The 18941-nt window shown below is 71.4% G+C and carries 16 protein-coding genes and 2 tRNA genes; 13 read left to right on the top strand and 5 right to left on the bottom strand.

All coding sequences use genetic code 11. The features are described from left to right. The first annotated feature begins 247 nt into the window (after positions 1 to 247). From OG422_RS21155 to OG422_RS21170, 4 genes are all read left to right on the top strand, one after another. A complete protein-coding gene (locus OG422_RS21155) occupies positions 248 to 820 on the top strand; it encodes a M48 family metallopeptidase (protein ID WP_405747938.1) in 573 nt (190 codons plus the stop codon). A 109-nt stretch (positions 821 to 929) separates the two neighbouring features. Next, positions 930 to 2495 carry a TerD family protein gene (locus tag OG422_RS21160; RefSeq protein ID WP_405744378.1) on the top strand — a complete coding sequence of 522 codons (1566 nt, stop codon included), beginning with the start codon at positions 930 to 932 and terminating at the stop codon, positions 2493 to 2495. Positions 2496 to 2509: 14 nt separating this feature from the next. Then, positions 2510 to 3193, top strand: coding sequence for an AIM24 family protein (locus tag OG422_RS21165; protein WP_405744381.1), 684 nt, complete (start codon positions 2510 to 2512; stop codon positions 3191 to 3193). A gap of 16 nt (positions 3194 to 3209) precedes the next feature. Continuing rightward, a complete protein-coding gene (locus OG422_RS21170; protein ID WP_405744384.1) occupies positions 3210 to 3968 on the top strand; it encodes an AIM24 family protein in 759 nt (252 codons plus the stop codon). A gap of 179 nt (positions 3969 to 4147) precedes the next feature. Here OG422_RS21170 and OG422_RS21175 read toward each other — a convergent pair whose 3' ends face one another. Both OG422_RS21175 and OG422_RS21180 read right to left on the bottom strand, forming a co-directional pair. Next, positions 4148 to 4678: an NUDIX hydrolase gene (locus tag OG422_RS21175; RefSeq protein ID WP_405744386.1), complete on the bottom strand. Its 531-nt coding sequence runs from the start codon at positions 4676 to 4678 to the stop codon at positions 4148 to 4150. Beyond that, positions 4675 to 6135 (bottom strand): zinc-dependent metalloprotease, encoded by a 1461-nt coding sequence (locus tag OG422_RS21180; RefSeq protein WP_405744389.1) that lies wholly within the window; start codon positions 6133 to 6135, stop codon positions 4675 to 4677. Before OG422_RS21180 ends, OG422_RS21175 begins: the two co-directional genes overlap by 4 nt. 191 nt (positions 6136 to 6326) lie before the next feature. Here OG422_RS21180 and OG422_RS21185 point away from each other — a divergent pair, with 191 nt between their 5' ends. The 4 genes from OG422_RS21185 to OG422_RS21200 all read left to right on the top strand — a co-directional run bounded on the left by OG422_RS21185 (position 6327) and on the right by OG422_RS21200 (position 9642). Next, positions 6327 to 7478: an SDR family oxidoreductase gene (locus OG422_RS21185; RefSeq protein ID WP_143941610.1), complete on the top strand. Its 1152-nt coding sequence runs from the start codon at positions 6327 to 6329 to the stop codon at positions 7476 to 7478. 118 nt (positions 7479 to 7596) lie between these two features. Further along, positions 7597 to 8076 carry a molybdenum cofactor biosynthesis protein MoaE gene (locus tag OG422_RS21190; protein ID WP_143941611.1) on the top strand — a complete coding sequence of 160 codons (480 nt, stop codon included), beginning with the start codon at positions 7597 to 7599 and terminating at the stop codon, positions 8074 to 8076. 180 nt (positions 8077 to 8256) lie between these two features. After that, positions 8257 to 8430 (top strand): hypothetical protein, encoded by a 174-nt coding sequence (locus OG422_RS21195; RefSeq protein ID WP_185993890.1) that lies wholly within the window; start codon positions 8257 to 8259, stop codon positions 8428 to 8430. A gap of 120 nt (positions 8431 to 8550) precedes the next feature. Continuing rightward, entirely contained in the window at positions 8551 to 9642 is a 1092-nt protein-coding gene (locus OG422_RS21200) for a PDZ domain-containing protein (protein ID WP_143941612.1), read from the top strand. 42 nt (positions 9643 to 9684) lie between these two features. Here the strand turns inward: OG422_RS21200 and OG422_RS21205 are convergent, their stop codons facing one another. Continuing rightward, the gene (locus tag OG422_RS21205) at positions 9685 to 10239 is read right to left on the bottom strand and encodes a PPA1309 family protein (RefSeq protein WP_143941613.1); all 555 of its coding nucleotides are present in this window, start codon (positions 10237 to 10239) and stop codon (positions 9685 to 9687) included. A 214-nt stretch (positions 10240 to 10453) separates the two neighbouring features. Here OG422_RS21205 and OG422_RS21210 point away from each other — a divergent pair, with 214 nt between their 5' ends. The 4 genes from OG422_RS21210 (at position 10454) to OG422_RS21225 (ending at position 15724) form a co-directional block, all read left to right on the top strand. Continuing rightward, positions 10454 to 13279, top strand: a complete 2826-nt coding sequence (locus OG422_RS21210) for a UPF0182 family protein (RefSeq protein ID WP_405744395.1) — start codon at positions 10454 to 10456, stop codon at positions 13277 to 13279. A gap of 118 nt (positions 13280 to 13397) precedes the next feature. Beyond that, a tRNA-Met gene (locus OG422_RS21215) sits at positions 13398 to 13471 on the top strand. A 323-nt stretch (positions 13472 to 13794) separates the two neighbouring features. Continuing rightward, complete coding sequence (locus OG422_RS21220) at positions 13795 to 15561, top strand: tetratricopeptide repeat protein (protein WP_405744398.1); 1767 nt, start codon at positions 13795 to 13797, stop codon at positions 15559 to 15561. 89 nt (positions 15562 to 15650) lie between these two features. Next, positions 15651 to 15724 (top strand) — tRNA-Met (locus tag OG422_RS21225). 159 nt (positions 15725 to 15883) lie between these two features. Here OG422_RS21225 and OG422_RS21230 read toward each other — a convergent pair. Then, positions 15884 to 16303, bottom strand: a complete 420-nt coding sequence (locus OG422_RS21230) for a Fur family transcriptional regulator (protein WP_143941615.1) — start codon at positions 16301 to 16303, stop codon at positions 15884 to 15886. Positions 16304 to 16460: 157 nt separating this feature from the next. Between OG422_RS21230 and OG422_RS21235 the strand changes: the two genes are divergently transcribed. Further along, complete coding sequence (locus OG422_RS21235; RefSeq protein WP_405744402.1) at positions 16461 to 17924, top strand: catalase; 1464 nt, start codon at positions 16461 to 16463, stop codon at positions 17922 to 17924. A gap of 158 nt (positions 17925 to 18082) precedes the next feature. Here the strand turns inward: OG422_RS21235 and hisN are convergent, their stop codons facing one another. Beyond that, positions 18083 to 18889, bottom strand: coding sequence for a histidinol-phosphatase (gene hisN / locus OG422_RS21240; RefSeq protein WP_405744405.1), 807 nt, complete (start codon positions 18887 to 18889; stop codon positions 18083 to 18085). Positions 18890 to 18941 lie beyond the last annotated feature (52 nt).

The following is an 18941-nucleotide window of genomic DNA, read 5'->3' on the forward strand; positions in this document are numbered from 1 at the left end:
GACGCATCGCATCCGCCCCCGTTCACCGGTCCTTCCGCGGTCCTCCGCGGTGTGTGAACACAGCATGCGCCGACGGCCGGAACACCCCCCGAGTTGTCCACAGGCCCGCGCCGCGCGGTCATACGAATGCGACGGGCTGTGGACGACCGGGCCGTCTCCGGCCGGGGCCGGGATGTCAGTGGCCGCGAGTAGCCTCGGGCGCGGCCCACCGGCCGGCCACCCGTCCACCGCGGAGAAGGAGAACCCCCTGCGACCCACCACCCCCGACCCCCGTGGCTCCACCCCCGGCACCCCGACCGCGCCCGGCCCCGTCGAGGTGCGCCGCAGCGCGCGTCGGCGCAGCACCGTCTCCGCCCGCCGGGAGGGCGACCGCACCGTCGTCCTGATACCGGACCGGATGTCCCGGGCGGAGGAGGAACGCTGGGTCGCCGTGATGCTGGAGCGGCTCGCCGCGAAGGACGGCAGGCGGCGCCCCGGCGACGCGGAGCTGACCGAGCGGGCCGCCGCACTGTCGGCGCGGTTCCTGGGCGGCGAGGCCCGCCCGGCGTCGGTGCGCTGGGTCACCAACCAGAACAGCCGCTGGGGCTCGTGCACCCCCGCCGAGGGCACCATCCGCCTCTCGCACCGCCTCCAGGGCATGCCGGAATACGTCGTCGACTACGTACTGCTGCACGAACTCGCCCACCTCCTGGTGCCCGGCCACGGCCCGCGGTTCTGGAAGCTGCTCGACGCCTACCCACGCATCGAAAGGGCCCGGGGCTACCTCGAAGGCATCGCCGCCGCCGAGCGGCTGCCGCACCCGTCCGAACCGGACGACTGACACCGGCCGGCGCCGGTCACACGCCCCGGCATCCCGCGTTGTCAGTGGCAGCGGATAGCCTGGCTCGCAGTACCAACTCACAGCCGGAGCGGGGGGACAGGCGTTACCTATGGCCAGGGAATTCCAGCGGGGCCACAAGGCCAGGATCGGTGACCTGACGGCAGGGACCGACCTGTACGTCGGCGTGCAGATCGGTGGCCCGGGGCTCACCTTCGACATCAGCTGTTTCGGCTTGGACGCCGACGAACGGCTCTCCGACGACCGGTACTTCGTCTTCTTCAACCAGCCCGCCTCGCCCGAGCAGGCCATCCAGCAGCTCGGCGAACAGGCCGGTGACACCCAGTCGTTCCGGGTCACCCTCGACCGCATCCCGCCGCACATCCGGAAGCTGTCCTTCACCGCCGCCCTCGACGGCGCCGGTCAGGTCTCCCGGATCGGCTCCGGCTACCTCCGCATCGTCGCAGGCGGTGAAGAGGTCGCCCGCTACTCCTTCAACGGCTCCGAGTTCAGCACCGAACGCGCCGTCATGCTCGGCGACTTCTACCTCAAGGACGTGTGGCGGTTCGCCGCCGTCGGCCAGGGCTTCGACGGCGGCCTGGAGGCGCTGCTGAAGAACTTCGGCGGCGAGGCCGTCGAGGAGGAGGCGACGCCCGAGCCCGCGCAGGCCGCGCCCGCTTTCGCCCCGCCCGCCGCATCGGCCCTGGCCTTCGCCCCGCCGCAGGCCCCGGCGCCCGCACAGCCGCCGCCCGCTGCCCCGCAGCAACCGGCCCCCGGCTTCGGTGCACCCCAGAGCGCCCCGCCCGCCGCGCCGCAGCCGCCCGCGCCCCAGATGCACAACGCGCCCACCATGGCCGCGCCCCTCGCCCCGCCCGGCGCCCCGATGACGCCGCCCGCCGCCCTCGTGCCGCCGCCCGCGGCCCCTGGCATCCCCGGCGGTCAGCACCCGGCACCGTACGGGCAGGCCCCCGGCGTGCCGCACTCCGGGCAGGCGCCGGCCGTGCCACAGGACGGTGGCCCCGGTCTCGGCGTCGTGCTGGAGAAGTACAAAGAAGCCCCCACCGGGCAGCGTTGGACGCTCCAGAACAGCAAACTGGTCCGCGTCGACCTCGGCGTCGACGGGCAGCCGGTCCTCGCCCGCCAGGGCAGCATGGTGCTCTACCAGGGCAAGGTCGACTTCCACTACAAGGGCGCGGGCCTCCGCGGCCGCATCGTCGGCAACGCCACCGGCCAGGAGATGCAGCTGATGCGCTGCACCGGCCAGGGCCAGGTCTTCTTCGCCGAGGACAGCGCCCACATCCACCCCGTCGAGCTGCAGGGCGACGCCCTGTGCGTCTCCGCCGACAGCGTCCTCGCCTTCGACGAATCGCTCCAGCACGAAGTGCGCCGCGTCGAAGGCCACGGGATACCCGGGGGCGCCCTGTTCACCCTGCAGTTCCAGGGCACCGGGACCGTCGTCGTCAAGACCCGCGGCACCCCCGTCGTCCTGCCCGTTACGCCGACCACCTTCGCCGACGCCAACGCCGTCGTCGCGTGGTCCGCCGCCGCGCAGGTGATCGTCTCCAGCCAGGTGAGCATGCGCCGCCACGCCTACCCCGGCCACTCCGGCGAGTCCGTGAACCTCCAATTCCGCGGCGCACCCGGCAACTTCATCGTCGTCCAGCCCTACGAGGTCTGAGGGAGCCCGCCACCATGACCCAGCAGCAGCTGTCGGGCTACGCCCCGACCCCGCCCGCCGCCCGCATGGAGAACCACGGCAGCGCCATGGCCAAGATCGCCATGCAGAGCGGCCACGACGTCTTCGCCCGCACCGGATCGATGGTCGCCTACGAAGGCTTCATCCAGTACGAGCCCAACCCGCCCGCCGTCCGCCAGATGGCCTCCCAGTGGGTCACCGGCGAAGGCGCCCCGCTGATGAAGTGCAGCGGCGACGGCATCCTCTACCTCGCCGACTACGGCGCCGACGTCGTCTGCATCCACCTCAACGGCGAGTCGCTGTCCGTCAGCGGCACCAACCTCCTCGCCCTCGACGCCCAGCTCCAGTGGGGCGTCCAACGCGTCAAGGGCATGGCCAAGTTCGCCGGTCAGGGGCTGTTCAACGTCGGTATATCCGGCACCGGCTGGGTCGCCCTCACCTCCCGCGGCACGCCCATCGTCGTCGACTGCGGGCGCGGCGTGGACGAGACGTACGTCGACCCCGACGCCCTCGTGGCCTGGTCGACCCACCTGAAGATGAAGGGCAAACGCAGCTTCAAGGCGTCCTCGATGATCGGACGCGGCAGCGGCGAGGCGTACCAGCTCGGCTTCTCCGGCCAGGGCTTCGTCGTCGTCCAGCCCAGCGAGGACAGCACCGACCGGCTCCGGGCCCGGGGCTGAAGGGGGACCGAGGAACATGCAGAGCCCGCTTTTCGCCCACACCGAGGCACAGACCCAGGACCGCTACGCCCTGCAGAACTCCCAGCTGCTGCGCGTCGCCCTCGAAGGGCACGAGGACCTTCTCGCCCGCAAGGGCTCCATGGTCGCCTACCAGGGACTCCTCGAATTCGAGGGCGACTACCAGACCCAGGGCCAGCACCGCGCCCGCGCCGTCACCGGCGAGGGCCTGGACCTGATGCGCATCTCCGGCCAGGGCACCGTCTACCTCGCCAACCTCGCCCAGTACGTCCACATCCTCGACGTCGACCACCAGGGCCTCACCGTCGACAGCAGCTACGTCCTGGCGCTCGACTCCGGACTCCACTGGGACGCCGTCTCCGTCGACAGCCGGTACGGCATCTCCGGCACCGGCAAGTACCAGCTCAACATCGCAGGTCAGGGCAAGGTCGTCCTCATGACCTCCGGTCAGCCGCTGATGCTGCCGGTCACCCCCGAGACCTACGTCAACGCCGACGCCGATGCGGTCGTCGCCTGGTCCGCTTCGCTGCGGGTCCAGATGCAGGCCCAGACGCACTCCTCCGGCGTCTGGCGGCGCCGCGGCAGCACCGGCGAAGGCTGGGAGCTGAGCTTCCTCGGCCAGGGATACGCCCTGGTCCAGCCCAGCGAACTCCTTCCGCCGCAGAACGCCGTCATAGGCTCCGGCCTCGCCGCGCAGTTCGGCATGGGCCAGCAGGGCGCCCGCGGCTACAACCAGGGCAACATCTTCACCAACTGAAGGCGCCGGGGCAGGGCTGGAGGCGGAGCCAACCGGGCCCAACCCTCCGCCCTCCGGCGACCCGGCCCCGGCCGACGGCTGCCCGGCCACCGCCCGCCACGCGGCCCCGGCCGACGGACACCCGGCCACCGCCCGCCACACCGCTCCGGCCGCCGTTCGCCCGGCGCACGGCTCGCCGCCTACAGCAGCGCCCGCGCGCCGTCCACCAGCCGCACCACCGACTCATCGGCCACGGCCGCGACCTCGTCGTACCGGAACCACCGCAGATCCAGCGACTCGTCGCTGATCCGCGCCACCGCGCCCTCGGGCGCCACCGCCGCGAACTGCACATCCAGATGCCAGGCACACGGCGTGTGATGGCGGTCCAGCCGCACCGGGCCGCCGGGCAGCAGCTCCAGCCCCCGCGCGATACCGGACTCCTCACGCGCCTCGCGCAGCGCCGCGTCCGCCAGCGTGGCGTCGCCGGGCTCGCAGTGGCCGCCCATCTGCAGCCACATCTTCAGCTTGCGGTGCAACGTCAGCAGCACCCGCCCGCCCGCCGGGTCGATCACCAGCGCGCTGGCCGTCAGATGCCCCGCCTTGCACGGCTTCCCCATGCCGTCGGGGTGCGCGGTCAGATGCTCCAGATACGCCAGCCGCAGCTCTTCCTGGGCGGGCGACGGCGCGGGCCACTCCTTGAGCGCCCGCGCCGCCTCGTCATGCAGGCTCACCGGCCACCGTCGCCCTTGGCACCGTCCTCGCCGTCCTCACCGGGCTCGCCGGACGCCTGCGGCTTCCGCGGCTCCGAACCACCGCTCGCCGCGTCGCCCAGCATCTTGTCCAGCTCGGAGAAGTCCATCTGCTCGTGGTGCACAAAGCCGTCCGGGTCGTCGAGATCGGCGGCGGTCGGCAGCATGTCCGGGTGCGCCCACAGACCGTCGCGGCCCTCCAGGCCCCGCGCGTCCGTCAGCGACGCCCACAGCCGGGAGGCGTCCCGCAGTCGCCGCGGACGCAGCTGCAGCCCGATCAGCGTGGCGAACGTCTGCTCCGCCGGGCCACCGGTCGCCCGGCGTCGCCGCAGCGTCTCACGCAGCGCGTCGGCGGACGGCAGATGCGGCGCCGCGGCGGCGTGCACCACCGCGTCCACCCAGCCCTCGACCAGCGCCAACGCCGTCTCCAGCCGCGCCAGCGCGGCCTTCTGCTCCGGGGTGTCCTCCGGCTGGAACATGCCCTGCTGCAGCGCGTTCTGCAGCTCCTCGGGGTGCTGCGGGTCGATCTGGCCGACGACGTCCTCCAGCTTCGAAGTGTCGACCTTGATGCCGCGGGCGTACCCCTCCACGGCCCCGAACAGATGCGAGCGCAGCCACGGCACATGCGCGAACAGCCGCTGATGGGCGGCCTCCCGCAGCGCCAGATAGAGCCGCACCTCCTCCTCGGGCACGCCCAGACCGGAGCCGAACGTCGCGATGTTCTTGGGCAGCAGTGCCGCCTTCCCGGCCGGACCCAGCGGCAGGCCCACGTCCGTCGAACCGACGACCTCGCCCGCCAGGACGCCCAGCGCCTGCCCGATCTGGGTGCCGAACATCGCGCCGCCCATGGAGCGCATCATGCCCAGCAGCGGACCCGCCATGGCCTGCATCTCACCGGGCAGCACATCGCCCATCGCCGACCCGACGCGCTCCGCGAGCGGATTCACCAGGTCCTTCCAGACCGGCAGGGTCTCCTCGACCCACTCCGCCCGGCTCCACGCCACGACCGTCCCGGCGCCCGACGGCAGCGACGTCACACCGTCCAGCCACAGGTCGGCCAGGCGCACCGCCTCCTCGACCGCGGTGCGCTCACCCGGCGAGACGGACGCGTCCTTGCCACCCGCCTCGGTGCCCTGCGCGACCGTCTGCCGGGCGATGTCCTTGGCCATCTCCCAGTTCACCGGCCCGCCCTCGTACGAGAGCATCTGGCCGAGCTTCTGGAAGGCGGCGCCCAGGTCGCCCGGGCTCATCTGGCCCTCCGGGCCGCCCATACCGCCGAAGAGCGCCGCGAACGGATTGTCCGCGCCACCGCTCCCGCCACCGAACCCGAACGGGTCCGCGGGGCCCTGGCTACCTCCCTGGCCGCCCTTCTTCTTGCCGTTGTCGCCGTCCTCCGGCTCCTCCGGCGGAAGGCCGAATCCGAATGGGGTGTCACTCACGGGTTTCCTCGGCTCGTAGGGCCGCCGGCCCCGGGCCGACGGCGGCTGCCCGACATCACCCTCCAGCGTAGACACCCTCAGCGCATCGGGGCTCGGTGCTCCGCTGTCGGGACGCCTGCGGCAGGATGGACGCCACCTGTACGTACGCGCCGGTACGCATACGCACTGAAGACAACCGCTGGAGACGCCCGGTGAGTTCCCCAGATCCGACCGTTCGCGCAGCGCGAAACGCTGACGCGCCGACCCTGCAGACCGGACGCGGTACCGAAGAACCGGCCCCGCGGCCCGGCCGCCGCCCCGTCATCGCCGTCACCGGAGCCGCAACCGGCATCGGCGCGCTGCTGACCCGCGCCCTCGTCGCGTCCGACGAGGTCAAGCAGGTCATCGCCATCGACGAGCGGCGCGGCGACATCCCCGAGGCCCACTGGCACGTCCTGGACATCCGGGACCCGGCCATCGCCGAGAAGCTGCACGGTGCCGACGTCATCGTCCACCTCGCGCTCGACCTCGACCTGGAGTCCGACGCCGCCGCCCGCACCGCCTACAACGTCCGCGGCACCCAGACCGTCCTCACCGCCGCGGCTGCCGCCGGGGTGCACCGCGTCGTGCTCTGCACCTCCGCGATGGTCTACGGGGCGCTGCCGGACAACGACATCCCGCTCGCCGAGGACGCCGAGCTGCGGGCCACCGCCGACGCCACCGGGGTCGGCGACCTCCTGGAGATCGAACGCCTCGCCCAGCGGGCGCCCCGCGCCCACCCCGGCCTGAACTGCACCGTCGTACGGCCCGCCGTCCTGGTGGGCGGCACCGACACCGCGCTGACCCGGTACTTCGAGTCGCCGCGCCTCCTGGTCGTCGCGGGCTCCCGCCCCGCCTGGCAGTTCTGCCACGTCGAGGACCTGGTCGGCGCCCTGGAGTACGCGGCCCTGGAGAAGGTCGAGGGCGAGCTGGCGGTCGGCTGCGACGGCTGGCTGGACCAGGAGGAGGTCGAGGAGCTGTCCGGCATCCGGCGCATGGAGCTGCCGTCCTCCGTCGCCCTGGGCGCCGCGGCCCGGCTGCACCGCATCGGGCTGACCCCCTCGCCCGCCGGGGACCTCGCGTACACCATGCACCCCTGGGTGGTCAGCGGCAGCCGGCTGCACGAGGCGGGCTGGCGGCCCCGGTGGACCAACGAGGAAGTCCTCGCCGAGCTGCTGGAGGAGGTCGCCGGGCGGCACACCGTCGCCGGACGCCGCCTCGGCCGCAAGGACGCCACCGCCGCCGGTGCCGCCGGTGCGACCGTCGCCCTCCTGGGCACCGCCGCCCTGGTACGCCGCGCCCGCAAGGCCCGCCGCCGTATCTGACGCGCCCCCCGGGCACGGCGTGCAGGGGCCGCCCCTGGAGGACCCTCCGGTCCGTGCGCCCCGCGCCCGGGGGAAACGGCCATTCCCCTTCCGGGGCGCGGTGCGGCACGATGGCGGCATGTCTGGCACGCACGTCACCCCGACCCCAGGCCGTGACCACCCCGGAGAGCGGGCGGCGGCCGACCCCGTCCGGCTGCTGGCGATCCGCGAGACGCCGCTCTCCGTCGACGAGGTGTTCGCGGCCGTCGGCGACGCCGCGGCGGGCGGCACCGCGCTGTTCGTCGGCACGGTCCGCTCGCACGACGGCGGCACCGACGTCGACGCGCTGGGCTACTCCGCGCACCCCACGGCCGAGGCGGAGCTGCGCCGGGTCGCCGAGAAGGTCGCCGCCGACTTTCCGGTCCGCGCGCTGGCCGCCGTCCACCGGGTCGGCGACCTGACCGTCGGCGACCTCGCGGTCGTCGTCGCGGTCTCCTGCCCGCACCGCGCCGAGGCGTTCGCCGCGTGCCGCAGGCTGATCGACGACCTCAAGGCGACGGTGCCGATCTGGAAGCACCAGACCTTCTCGGACGGCACCGAGGAGTGGGTCGGCGCCTGACGACGCGCCCCTCGGTCACGCGCCCGGCCCCGCCACGCCGCCCGGACGGCCCCCGGGCACGGAGCCGACCGGGTGGGCGGGTTCCGGTTGCGTAACTCGCCCCCTGCCGTGAGCGTTGACCTGGCAGATGGTTAATCTGCTTATTCGTCGATAGCGGTGGGACACTTTCGGGAGGCCACTATGGGTGCGCTCCTCTGGCTGTTGATTCCGGTCCTCGCCGCGCTCGCCGCCATGCTGTGGAGCACCTGGGCACAACGCAACCGCAGGAGCGGCGGCGACATCGCGGAGCTGGCCGGATACGAACGCTTCCGGGCCGCGATGGAGCGCGAGCACTCCGGATCCGATCTGGTCTGACCCGGCGTCCGCCCGCCGCACCGGAGCACACCGGGCGGCGGGCGGACACCGGTCGGCCCGCCCGCCTCGTACGGACGGCCCCGCGAGCCGGTTGTCATACCCGTCCCGTACTGTCGTTCCATGCCACGCCGCACCGCGACGCTGCTCGCCTCGACACTGATGCTGATCGCGCTGCTCTGCGCCGGGGTGCTCATTCCCGTGCCGTACGCCGAGATGTCGCCGGGCCCCACCGTCAACACCCTCGGCGATCACGAGGGCCAGCCGGTGCTGCGGATCTCCGGCCGCAAGACGTATCCGACGACGGGTCACCTCAACATGACCACCGTCCGCGTCACCGGCCCCGACTACTCCATGAATCTCCTGGAGGCGGTCTACGGCTGGCTCGACCCCGACAGCGCGGTCGTCCCGCACAAAACGCTCTACCCCGAGGGACAGACCGCCGAGCAGGCCGACCAGGAGAACGCCGAGGAGTTCTCCCAGTCCCAGGAGAGCGCCAAGGTCGCGGCGCTGAACCAACTGCACATCCCCGTCGCCACCCAGACCGTCGTCGCCTCCGTGCTCAAGGGCAAGCCCGCCGACGGACTGCTGCACGCCGGGGATGTGATCAAGGCGGTGGACGATACGCCGGTGAAGGCGAAGGACGACGTCACCAAGCTCGTCACCCGTCACAAGCCGGGAGAGAAGGTCGTCTTCACGGTCATCCCGGCCAAGACCGCGGCGGCCGACGAGAAGAAGGGGCAGCGGCCCGAGAGCGGCCGCAAGAACATCACGGTGCCCACGGTGAAGGCCGACGGCGGCCGCGCCCTCGTCGGCATCCAGGCGGGCGTCGACCACATCTTCCCGTTCTCCATCGACGTCAAGCTCGCCGATGTCGGCGGCCCCAGCGCCGGGCTGATGTTCGCCCTTGGCATCGTCGACAAGCTCAGCTCGCAGAGCCTCACCGGCGGCAAGTTCATCGCCGGTACGGGCACCATCGACGACCAGGGCAAGGTCGGCCCGATCGGCGGCATCTCCATGAAGACGGTCGGCGCCCGCGCCAAGGGCGCCGAGTACTTCCTCACGCCGAAGGACAACTGCGCGTCCGCAGCGAAGGACACCCCCGAGGGCCTCACCCTCGTGAAGGTCGACACCATAGGTGACGCCGTCCAGGCGCTGAAGAAGATCAGCAGCGGGCACACCGCCGGTCTGCCCAGCTGCTCCACGTCCCGCTAGGGCCGCGTACGGGGAACCGCCCCGTACGCCGCCCGTTCCCGGTCACGCCTCGAACGTCGCCGCCAGCGCGTCCGCGAGGCCCGGCACCAGCGAGGCGCCCGTGAGCACCTCGGACGTCGCGTCCTTCTCGCGCAGCCGCAGTGCCGATTCGCGGGAGCCGTCCCGCAGCACCGCCACCGTCATCCGGACCTCCTGACGGTCCGGGTGCTCGGCCACCCACGTGGCGAGCTGCTTCTCGTCCAGCCCTGCGGGCACTGAGTCCTCGGCCGACGGCGGCAGCATCAGCCGCTCCACGGTCAGCGCGCACCCGGCGACCGCGTCGGGCCAGGCGATGGTGGCGAGGAATTCGTCGAGCGGGGTCTGCGCGGGGATCTCGTCCTGCTCGACGGGGGTCAGCGACGCGGCCGCGTCGTCGTCGATGCCCAGCTGGGAGGCGAGTGCGGGCTCCTGTGCCCGCAGCTTGGCGGAGTCCACGAGGGCGAAGAGTCGGGCGGGCTGGTCCCAGCCCAGCCCGGCGCTGTACTCGTCGATCTCGAGTACTGCGCGGGTCAGCGGAGAGGCGGCGAGCGGGGTGCCGTCCACGGGGTTGTTCGTCATGTTTCACATCGTGCCTTGTGAACCCCGGAAATCGGGAACCGGGTAAAGCCTTCGTAAGTTGGTTCAGTGGGTCCTACTATCTCCGGGCCTGTTCCACACGACAGCGAACTTCGAGGTGCGCACCTTGGCTTTCCAGATGCCGGACCGCGGCGGAGGCCCCTCCGGGCCACGGATGAGAGTCGGCCGGCCGTCGCGGCGGGCCCGGACCCTTTTCATGACGGTGGGCGTACTGGCCGTCCTGGCCATGCTCTTTGTGATGTTCTCCGGGTTCTGGACCGACTGGCTCTGGTACCGCTCGGTGAAATACGCCTCCGTCTTCACCACCACGCTGTGGACGAAGATCGGCCTCTTCGCCGTCTTCGGCGTGGTGATGGCCGTGGTCGTCGGCGTGAACATCTGGCTGGCCCACCGCCTGCGGCCGCCGCTCAGCGCGATGTCCATGGAGCAGCAGAGCCTGGACCGCTACCGCATGAGCCTGGCGCCGTTCAAGAAGTGGGTGCTGCTGGCGATCTCCACGGTCATCGGCCTGATCGCCGGAGCCTCCGCGTCCGGTGAGTGGCGCACCTGGCTCCAGTGGATCAACGGCGTGCCGTTCGGCCAGAAGGACCCGCAGTTCGGCAAGGACGTCGCGTTCTACGCCTTCGACCTGCCCTGGTACCGCTTCCTGCTGAGCTTCGGCTTCGCCGCCGCGGTGCTCTGCCTGGTCGCCGCCGCGCTCACCCACTACCTCTACGGCGGCCTGCGGCTCACCAGCCCCGGCTCCCGCGCGACCGCCGCGGCCACCGGCCATCTGTCGGTGCTGCTGGGCATCTTCGTCTCGCTCAAGGCCATCGCGTACTGGCTCGACCGCTACGGCCTCGCCGTGAAGTCGAGCGGGCTGCGGTCCGCCGACGGCTGGACGGGCCTGCGGTACGTCGACGCCAACGCCTATCTCCCGGCGAAAACGATCCTGTTTTTCATCGCGGTGATCTGCGCGGTGCTGTTCTTCGCGACCCTGTGGCGCCGCACCTGGCAGCTGCCGGTCATCGGCTTCGGTCTGATGGTCCTCTCGGCTGTGCTGATCGGCGGTCTGTACCCGGCGATCGTGCAGAAGTTCCAGGTCCAGCCGAACGAGCAGGCCAAGGAAGCGCCGTACATCAAGCAGAACATCAAGGCGACGCGGGACGCGTACGACATCCAGGACTCGAAGGTCACCGGCTACAAGGGCGACTACCAGCCCGGCAGCAAGGGTGAGAGTCAGAAGCTCCGGGACAACGCCGACACCACCGCCAGCATGCGGCTGCTCGACCCGAACGTCGTCTCCCCGGCGTTCCAGCAACAGCAGCAGGTGCGCGGCTACTACCAGTTCCCCTCCACCCTCGACGTCGACCGGTACAAGGACAAGGACGGCGTCGAGCAGGACACCGTCATCGGTCTGCGCGAGCTGAACATCGCCGGTATCCCCGAGCGCAACTGGATCAACGACCACTTCAAGTACACCCACGGCTACGGCGCGGTGGCGGCGAAGGGCACCGAGATCTCGGAGGGCGGCGGCCCGAAGTACACCGAGTCGGACCTGCCGTCCAAGGGCAAGCTGCCCACGTACGAGCAGCGGATCTACTACGGCGAGAAGACCACGCAGTACTCCATCGTCGGCGGTCCGCAGAAGGAGCTGGACTACTCCGACGACAGCGGCGAGAAGAGCTACACCTACCAGGGCAAGAGCGGTGTCAGCCTCGCCAACCCGGTCAACCGCGCCGCGTACGCGGTGGCGTTCGGCGAGCCGCAGATCCTCTACTCCGGGGCGATCGGCGACGGTTCGCGGATCCTGTACAACCGCACGCCCAAGGAGCGCGTCGAGGCGGTCGCGCCATGGCTGACCATCGACGGCGACGCGTACCCGGCGGTCATCAACGGCCGGGTCCAGTGGATCGTCGACGCGTACACCACCAGCAACGGCTATCCGTACGCCTCGCGGACCACGCTCGGTGACACCACCGCCGATTCGCTCACCAACGGACAGCGGGCGGTGATGGCCCAGCAGAACCAGGTCAACTACATCCGCAACTCCGTGAAGGCGACGGTCGACGCGTACGACGGCTCGGTCAAGCTCTACCAGTGGGACAAGGCGGACCCGGTCCTCAAGACCTGGATGAAGTCCTTCCCTGGCACGGTCGAGCCGCGCAGCGCGATCAGCCCGCAGCTGATGGAGCATCTGCGCTACCCGCAGGACCTCTTCAAGGTCCAGCGGCAGCTGCTGACGACGTACCACGTCACGGACCCGGGCACCTTCTACACCGGCTCCGAGCGCTGGCAGATCCCCAACGATCCGACGAACAAGTCGGGCAACTCCGTGCCGCCGTACTACCTGAGCATGAAGATGCCGGACCAGAAGGATCAGACGTTCTCGCTGACGACGACGTTCACGCCCAACAAGAGGGACAACCTCGGCGCGTTCATGGCTGTCGACGCGAACGCCACCAGCGGCGACTACGGCAAGATCAGAATCCTGAAGCTGCCGTCGGAGACGCCGGTCCCGGGCCCGCAGCTGGTGCAGTCGAAGTTCAACTCCGATCCGCAGATCGCCAACGAGTTGAACATCCTCAAGAAGTTCGGTGACTCGGAGATCGAGTACGGCAACCTGCTGACCGTGCCGCTGGACGGCGGTCTGCTCTACGTCGAGCCGGTCTATCTGCGCGGCGCCAACACCAACTACCCGCTCCTGAAGAAGGTGCTGGTGAGCTACGGCGACGACAAGCCCGTCCTGGAGAACTCCCTCAAGGACGCGCTGGATGTCGTCTTCGGCAAGAAGGCACCGAGCAGCACCGCACCGGGCGAGGAACCGCCCACCGGTGGTGAGACGACCCAGCCGCCGTCCGACCAGACGGTGCAGGAGGCACTGACCGACGCACAGAAGGCGTACGAGGCGGGCGAGAAGGCCCGGGTCGACGGCGACTGGAGCGCGTACGGCGACGCCCAGAAGAAGCTCAAGGAGGCGCTGGACCGCGCCGCCGCCGCCGAGAAGAAGGCGGAGAAGAAGGGCGGCGGCTCCGGCGGCTGACCGCCCGTGCCGCCCGTGGTGGCCGCCGGTCTCCCCGGCGGCCACCGGGCGCGGCGGGGCCGGTGCGGGACCCCGCGTCAGCCCCGTCCCGCGCCGTGGTAGGTTGAGAACACAACGACGCGGGGTGGAGCAGCTCGGTAGCTCGCTGGGCTCATAACCCAGAGGTCGCAGGTTCAAATCCTGTCCCCGCTACTGACGACGAGGGCCCGGATTCTTCGAGAATCCGGGCCTTCGTCATGAGCGCGGTCGCGCCGGGTACCCGTCCGGTCGGCCGCGTTCTCCCTGCGTACGGCCGCGTCGAACAGTCGATGTGTGGAACCTGTGTGCTTGAGTTTGGCAAGTCGTTGTGTCGGGAAGTCGACAAAACGCTGAAGTGACCTCGCCGGGTGCTGTATACCAGGTGTACGAGGGTTACGGGTGGTGCGACGATGGCTCTTATGGGGGACAAGGCAAGGTTGTTGGAGACGGACCGGTTTGTGCATGCGCCTCACAAAGGGCGCACATCCGAGTTGCCGATGGACGAAATGGACGCCGCGGAGGCGGCCGAGGCGTCGGAGGCCGTGACCGAGACCGGTCACCGCCGCGCCGCGGAGGCCGGCGACACCACGGCCATGAGCGCACTGGGCGCGCTGCTGCTGCGCCGCGGGGATCTCGACGGCGCCGAGCCGTACCTGCGCTCCGCGACGGTCGCGGGCGACCGCGCGGCCGCGAACAATCTCGGCGTACTGCTGCACCAGCGGGGCTACGCGGACGAGGCGGCGGGCTGGTGGCGGATCGCCGCGGTCGCCGGTTCCGCCGCCGCCGCACACGCCCTCGGGCGCCACCACCGCGAGCGCGGCGACGAACCCGCCGCCGAGTACTGGCTGCGCCAGTCCGCCGAATCGGGCCACTGCCTGGGCGCGTACGCCCTCGCCGACCTGCTCGAACACCGCGGGGACGTCGGCGCCGAGCGGTGGTTTCGCACCGCGGCCGAGCGCGGGCACCGGGAGGCGGCCTACCGCCTCGCCCGGCTCGTCGAGGAGGGGCGCGGCGCGGACCGCCGTACGGCGCCCGCCTACGGCGAGCTGAGCCGGGAGGCCGAGGCCGAGCAGTGGTACCGCCAGGCCGCCGCGCGCGGACACCGGCGCGCGGCGCTCCAGCTCGGCACGTTGCTGGAGGAGCGCGGCGACGTCCAGGAGGCGGGCCGCTGGTACCTCTCCGCCGCCAAGGACGGCGAGCCGAAGGCCGCCTGCGCGCTCGGCTTCCTGTTGCGTGACGCCGGGGACACCGAGAGCGCCGCCGAGTGGTGGCGCCGCGCCGCCCAGGACGGCGACGGCAACGCCGCCAACGCCCTGGGCGCGCTCCACGCCGACCGCGGCGAGCTGCAGACGGCGGAGCGCTGGTACCGCGCGGCGCTCGACGCGGGCGACGTCAACGGCGCCTACAACCTCGGGCTGCTCTGCGCCGAGCAGGGCCGGGCCGGGCGCGGCGAGCAGTGGTATCGCCGCGCCGCGTACGCCGGACACCGCGAGGCCGCCAACGCGCTGGCCATCCTGCTGCTCCAGCGCGGCGACGCGGCCGGTGCCGAGCCGTGGTTCTCCAAGGCGGCCGAGGCCGGGAGCGTGGACGCGGCGTTCAACCTCGGCATCCTGTTCGCCGGGCGGGGCAGCGAGCGCGCCGCACAGATCTGGTACGAGCGGGCCGCCGCGGCCGGGCACACCGAGGCGGCACTCCAGGTCGCGATCGCGCAGCAGCGCGACGGCGAGGACGAGGCGGCGGAGCGCAATCTGCGGTGCGCGGCGGACGGCGGCAGCGCGGAGGCAGCGTTCCGCCTCGCCGACCTGCTGGACCGCCGGGCCCGGGAGGCCGACGAGCCCTGGCCCGCGGGCGGGGCGCGGACGCCGGACGCCGAGTCCACCCGCTGGTACGAGAAGGCGGCCGCCCAGGGGCACCGCCACGCACAGGTCCGGGTTGGCATGCTCGCGGCGGCCCGGGGTGAGACGGTCGAGGCGGCCCGCTGGTACCGCGCGGCCGCCGAGGCCGGGAGCCGCAACGGCGCCTTCAACCTCGGACTGCTCCTGGCCCGGGAGGGAAGCCTGCCCGAGGCCGCCCTGTGGTGGCAGCGGGCGGCCCGCGACGGCCACGGCCGGGCCGCGCTCCGGCTGGCGCTGCTGGCCGCGCGGCGCGGGGCGCTGGCCGAGGCCGGGTCGTGGTGCGCGCGCGCCGTGGAGCTGGGGCCGCCGGAGGTCGCCGAGCGGGCGGCCCGGCTGCAGGAAGCGCTCCGGGAGGAGCTGAGTGCCTGACGGCGTTCCCCGGGCGCGGTCCGGCGCCGCCTCCGGGGAACGGATTTGCGCTGGTCGTCGGCGTGGGTCTAGAGTAAGCATCACAACGACGCGGGGTGGAGCAGCTCGGTAGCTCGCTGGGCTCATAACCCAGAGGTCGCAGGTTCAAATCCTGTCCCCGCTACTGAAGACGAAGGCCCGGATTCTTTCGAGAATCCGGGCCTTCGTCGTATGCGCGGCCGCTTCCGTATGCCGGGGCGCGGGTAGGGCAACGGCCCGCACCCGGGTGGGGTGCGAGCCGATCAAGGTGGCGGGGCGGCCCGGACGAGGGCGGGCCCGCGGTTCAGGAAGTGGCGGCGCAGGTGGGGCAGAGGCCCCGGTAGGTGACCGTCACCTCGGAGACCTGGAAGCCGTACCGCTCGGGCTCGGGGAGTGCGGAGAGCGGGTCGCCGTGGAGGTGGACGTCCCGGATGGTGCCGCAGCGCGAGCACACCAGGTGCTGGTGGTCGTGGTGGGCGTTGGGGTCGTAGCGCTTGGCGCGGCCGTCCGTGCTGACCTCCAGCACCTCGCCGAGCGAGACCAGTTCGCCGAGGGTGTTGTAGACGGTGGCGCGGGAGATCTCGGGGAGCCGTTCGGTCGCGCGGGCGTGCACTTCGTCGGCGGTGTAGTGGACGTGGACGCCGTCCAGCACCTCGGCGACCACGCGCCGCTGCGCGGTCAGTCGCCAGCCGCGTTCCCGAAGCCGTTCCAGCAGGTCACTCATGCCATTCACCTATCAGTCAGATACGCCCAGGGTAACAGTGCACCGTCCATCACCGGATCGGGTACGACTTTCGGAGTCTTCTTGACTTAGACAATGTCCAATGTAGGATCGGCAGCGGCGCAAGCCAAGGGCAGGTAGCAGACTTCAGGAGGCGCACGTGTCGGTAGAGAGCACCACGGGACCGCTGACCACGGAGTCCGGAGCTCCGGTTGCGGACAACCAGAACAGCGAGACGGCCGGCCTGGGTGGACCCGGACTGATCCAGGACCAGCTCCTGATCGAGAAGCTCGCCCACTTCAACCGCGAGCGGATCCCGGAGCGCATCGTCCATGCCCGGGGCGCCGGTGCGTACGGCACCTTCACCGTCACCGCGGATGTGACCGGGTACACCCGCGCGAAGTTCCTCTCAGAGGTCGGCAAGCAGACCGAGACGTTCCTGCGCTTCTCGACCGTCGCGGGCAACCTCGGCGCGGCCGACGCGGTGCGTGACCCGCGTGGCTTCGCGTTGAAGTTCTACACCGAGGACGGCAACTACGACCTCGTCGGGAACAACACCCCGATCTTCTTCATCAAGGACGCCATCAAGTTCCCGGACTTCATCCACACCCAGAAGCGCGACCCGTACACCGGCTCGCAGGAGGCGGACAACGTCTGGGACTTCTGGGGCCTGTCGCCCGAGACGACGCACCAGGTGACGTGGCTCTTCGGCGACCGCGGCATCCCCGCGTCCTACCGCCACATGGACGGCTTCGGCTCGCACACCTTCCAGTGGAGCAATGAGGCGGGCGAGGTCTTCTGGGTCAAGTACCACTTCAAGACCGACCAGGGGATCAAGAACCTCACCGGCGAGGAGGCCGCCAAGGTCGCCGGCGAGGACCCCGACAGCCACCAGCGCGACCTGCGCGAGTCCATCGAGCGCGGTGACTTCCCGACCTGGACGGTCGGCGTGCAGATCATGCCCGCCGCCGAGGCCGCGAACTACCGCTTCAACCCGTTCGACCTCACCAAGGTGTGGCCGCACGCGGAATACCCGGTCATCGAGATCGGCAAGCTGGAGCTGAACCGCAACCCGCAGAACATCTTCGCCGAGGTCGAGCAGTCGGCCTTCTCCCCGCACCACTTCGTGCCGGGCATCGGCCCCTCGCCCGACAAGATGCTTCAGGGCCGCCTCTTCGCGTACGGCGACGCGCACCGCTACCGCGTCGGCATCAACGCCGACCACCTGCCGGTCAACCGTCCGCACGCCACCGAGGCGCGCAGCCACGGCCGGGACGGCGTCCTGTACGACGGCCGCCACGCGGGCGCGAAGAACTACGAGCCGAACAGCTTCGGCGGTCCCGTCCAGACCGGCCGTCCGCTGTGGGAGCCCGCCCAGCTCTCCGGCGCCACCGGAGAGAGCGCGGCGCCCTCGCACGCCGAGGACGACGACTTCGTGCAGGCGGGCAACCTCTACCGCCTGATGTCGGAGGACGAGAAGGAGCGGCTGGTCAACAACCTCGCGGGCTTCATCGCGAAGGTCTCCCGCGACGACATCGCCCAGCGCGCGATCGACAACTTCCGCAAGGCGGACGCGGACTACGGCAAGCGGCTCGACGCCGCGGTCCAGGCCCTGCGCGGCTGACCGGCCACCCCGCGCGCCGGGCCGCCTCCCTCCGGGGCGGGCGGCCCGGCCGCGGGCGGCCACCCGCTTGCCGTACCAGCCGAAGAGGCCGGATGCCACTGGGCTCCGGCCTCTTCGTGCGCCTTCCGGCGGACGCTCGCCCCCGGGTGCGGCGCCGCTCAGCTGCGGGCGTCGCCCACGTACGAGAGCAGATCGTCGTGGAGCAGGCCGTTGGAGGCCGCGGCGTTGCCGCTGTGCGGGCCCGGTACGCCGTCCAGCCCGGTGAAGCGGCCACCGGCCTCCTGCACCACGACGGCGCACGCCGCCATGTCCCACAGCGACAGTTCCGGCTCCGCGCAGATGTCCACCGAGCCCTCGGCGACCATCATGTACGGCCAGAAGTCGCCGTACGCGCGGGTCCGCCAGCAGTCGCGGCTCAGGTCGAGGAAGCCCTGCAGCTTGTCGCGCTCCTCCCAGCCGGTCAGCGACGAGTACGCGAACGAGGCGTCCCGGATGCTGCCGACCTCGGAGACGCGCAGGCGGCTGGCGGAGGTCAGGCTGCGGCCGGTGAAGGCGCCCAGCCCCTCGGCCGCCCACCAGCGACGGCCCAGGGCCGGAGCGGAGACGATGCCGACGACCGGGCGGTCACCGCCCTCGCCCCGTTCCATCAGCGCGATCAGGGTGGCCCAGACCGGGACGCCGCGCACGTAGTTCTTGGTGCCGTCGATCGGGTCGATGATCCAGCGCCGCGGACCGGCGCCCTCGATGGAGCCGAACTCCTCGCCGAGGACGGAGTCGCGCGGCCGGGCCCGCTGGAGATGACCCCGGATCAACTCCTCGGCGGCCTTGTCCGCCTCGCTCACCGGTGTCATGTCCGGTTTGGTCTCCACCTTGAGGTCGAGCGCCTTGAACCGCTCCATGGTGGCGGCGTCCGCGGCGTCCGCGAGGACGTGTCCGAGACGGAGATCATCGTGATAGTCGGGCATGTACGAACAGTATCGACTGGTATACGCGGACAGCCACACGGTCGGGCTCCGC

Origin of the sequence: Streptomyces sp. NBC_01525, assembly GCF_045040405.1 — a bacterium.
Classification (GTDB): domain Bacteria; phylum Actinomycetota; class Actinomycetes; order Streptomycetales; family Streptomycetaceae; genus Streptomyces; species Streptomyces benahoarensis.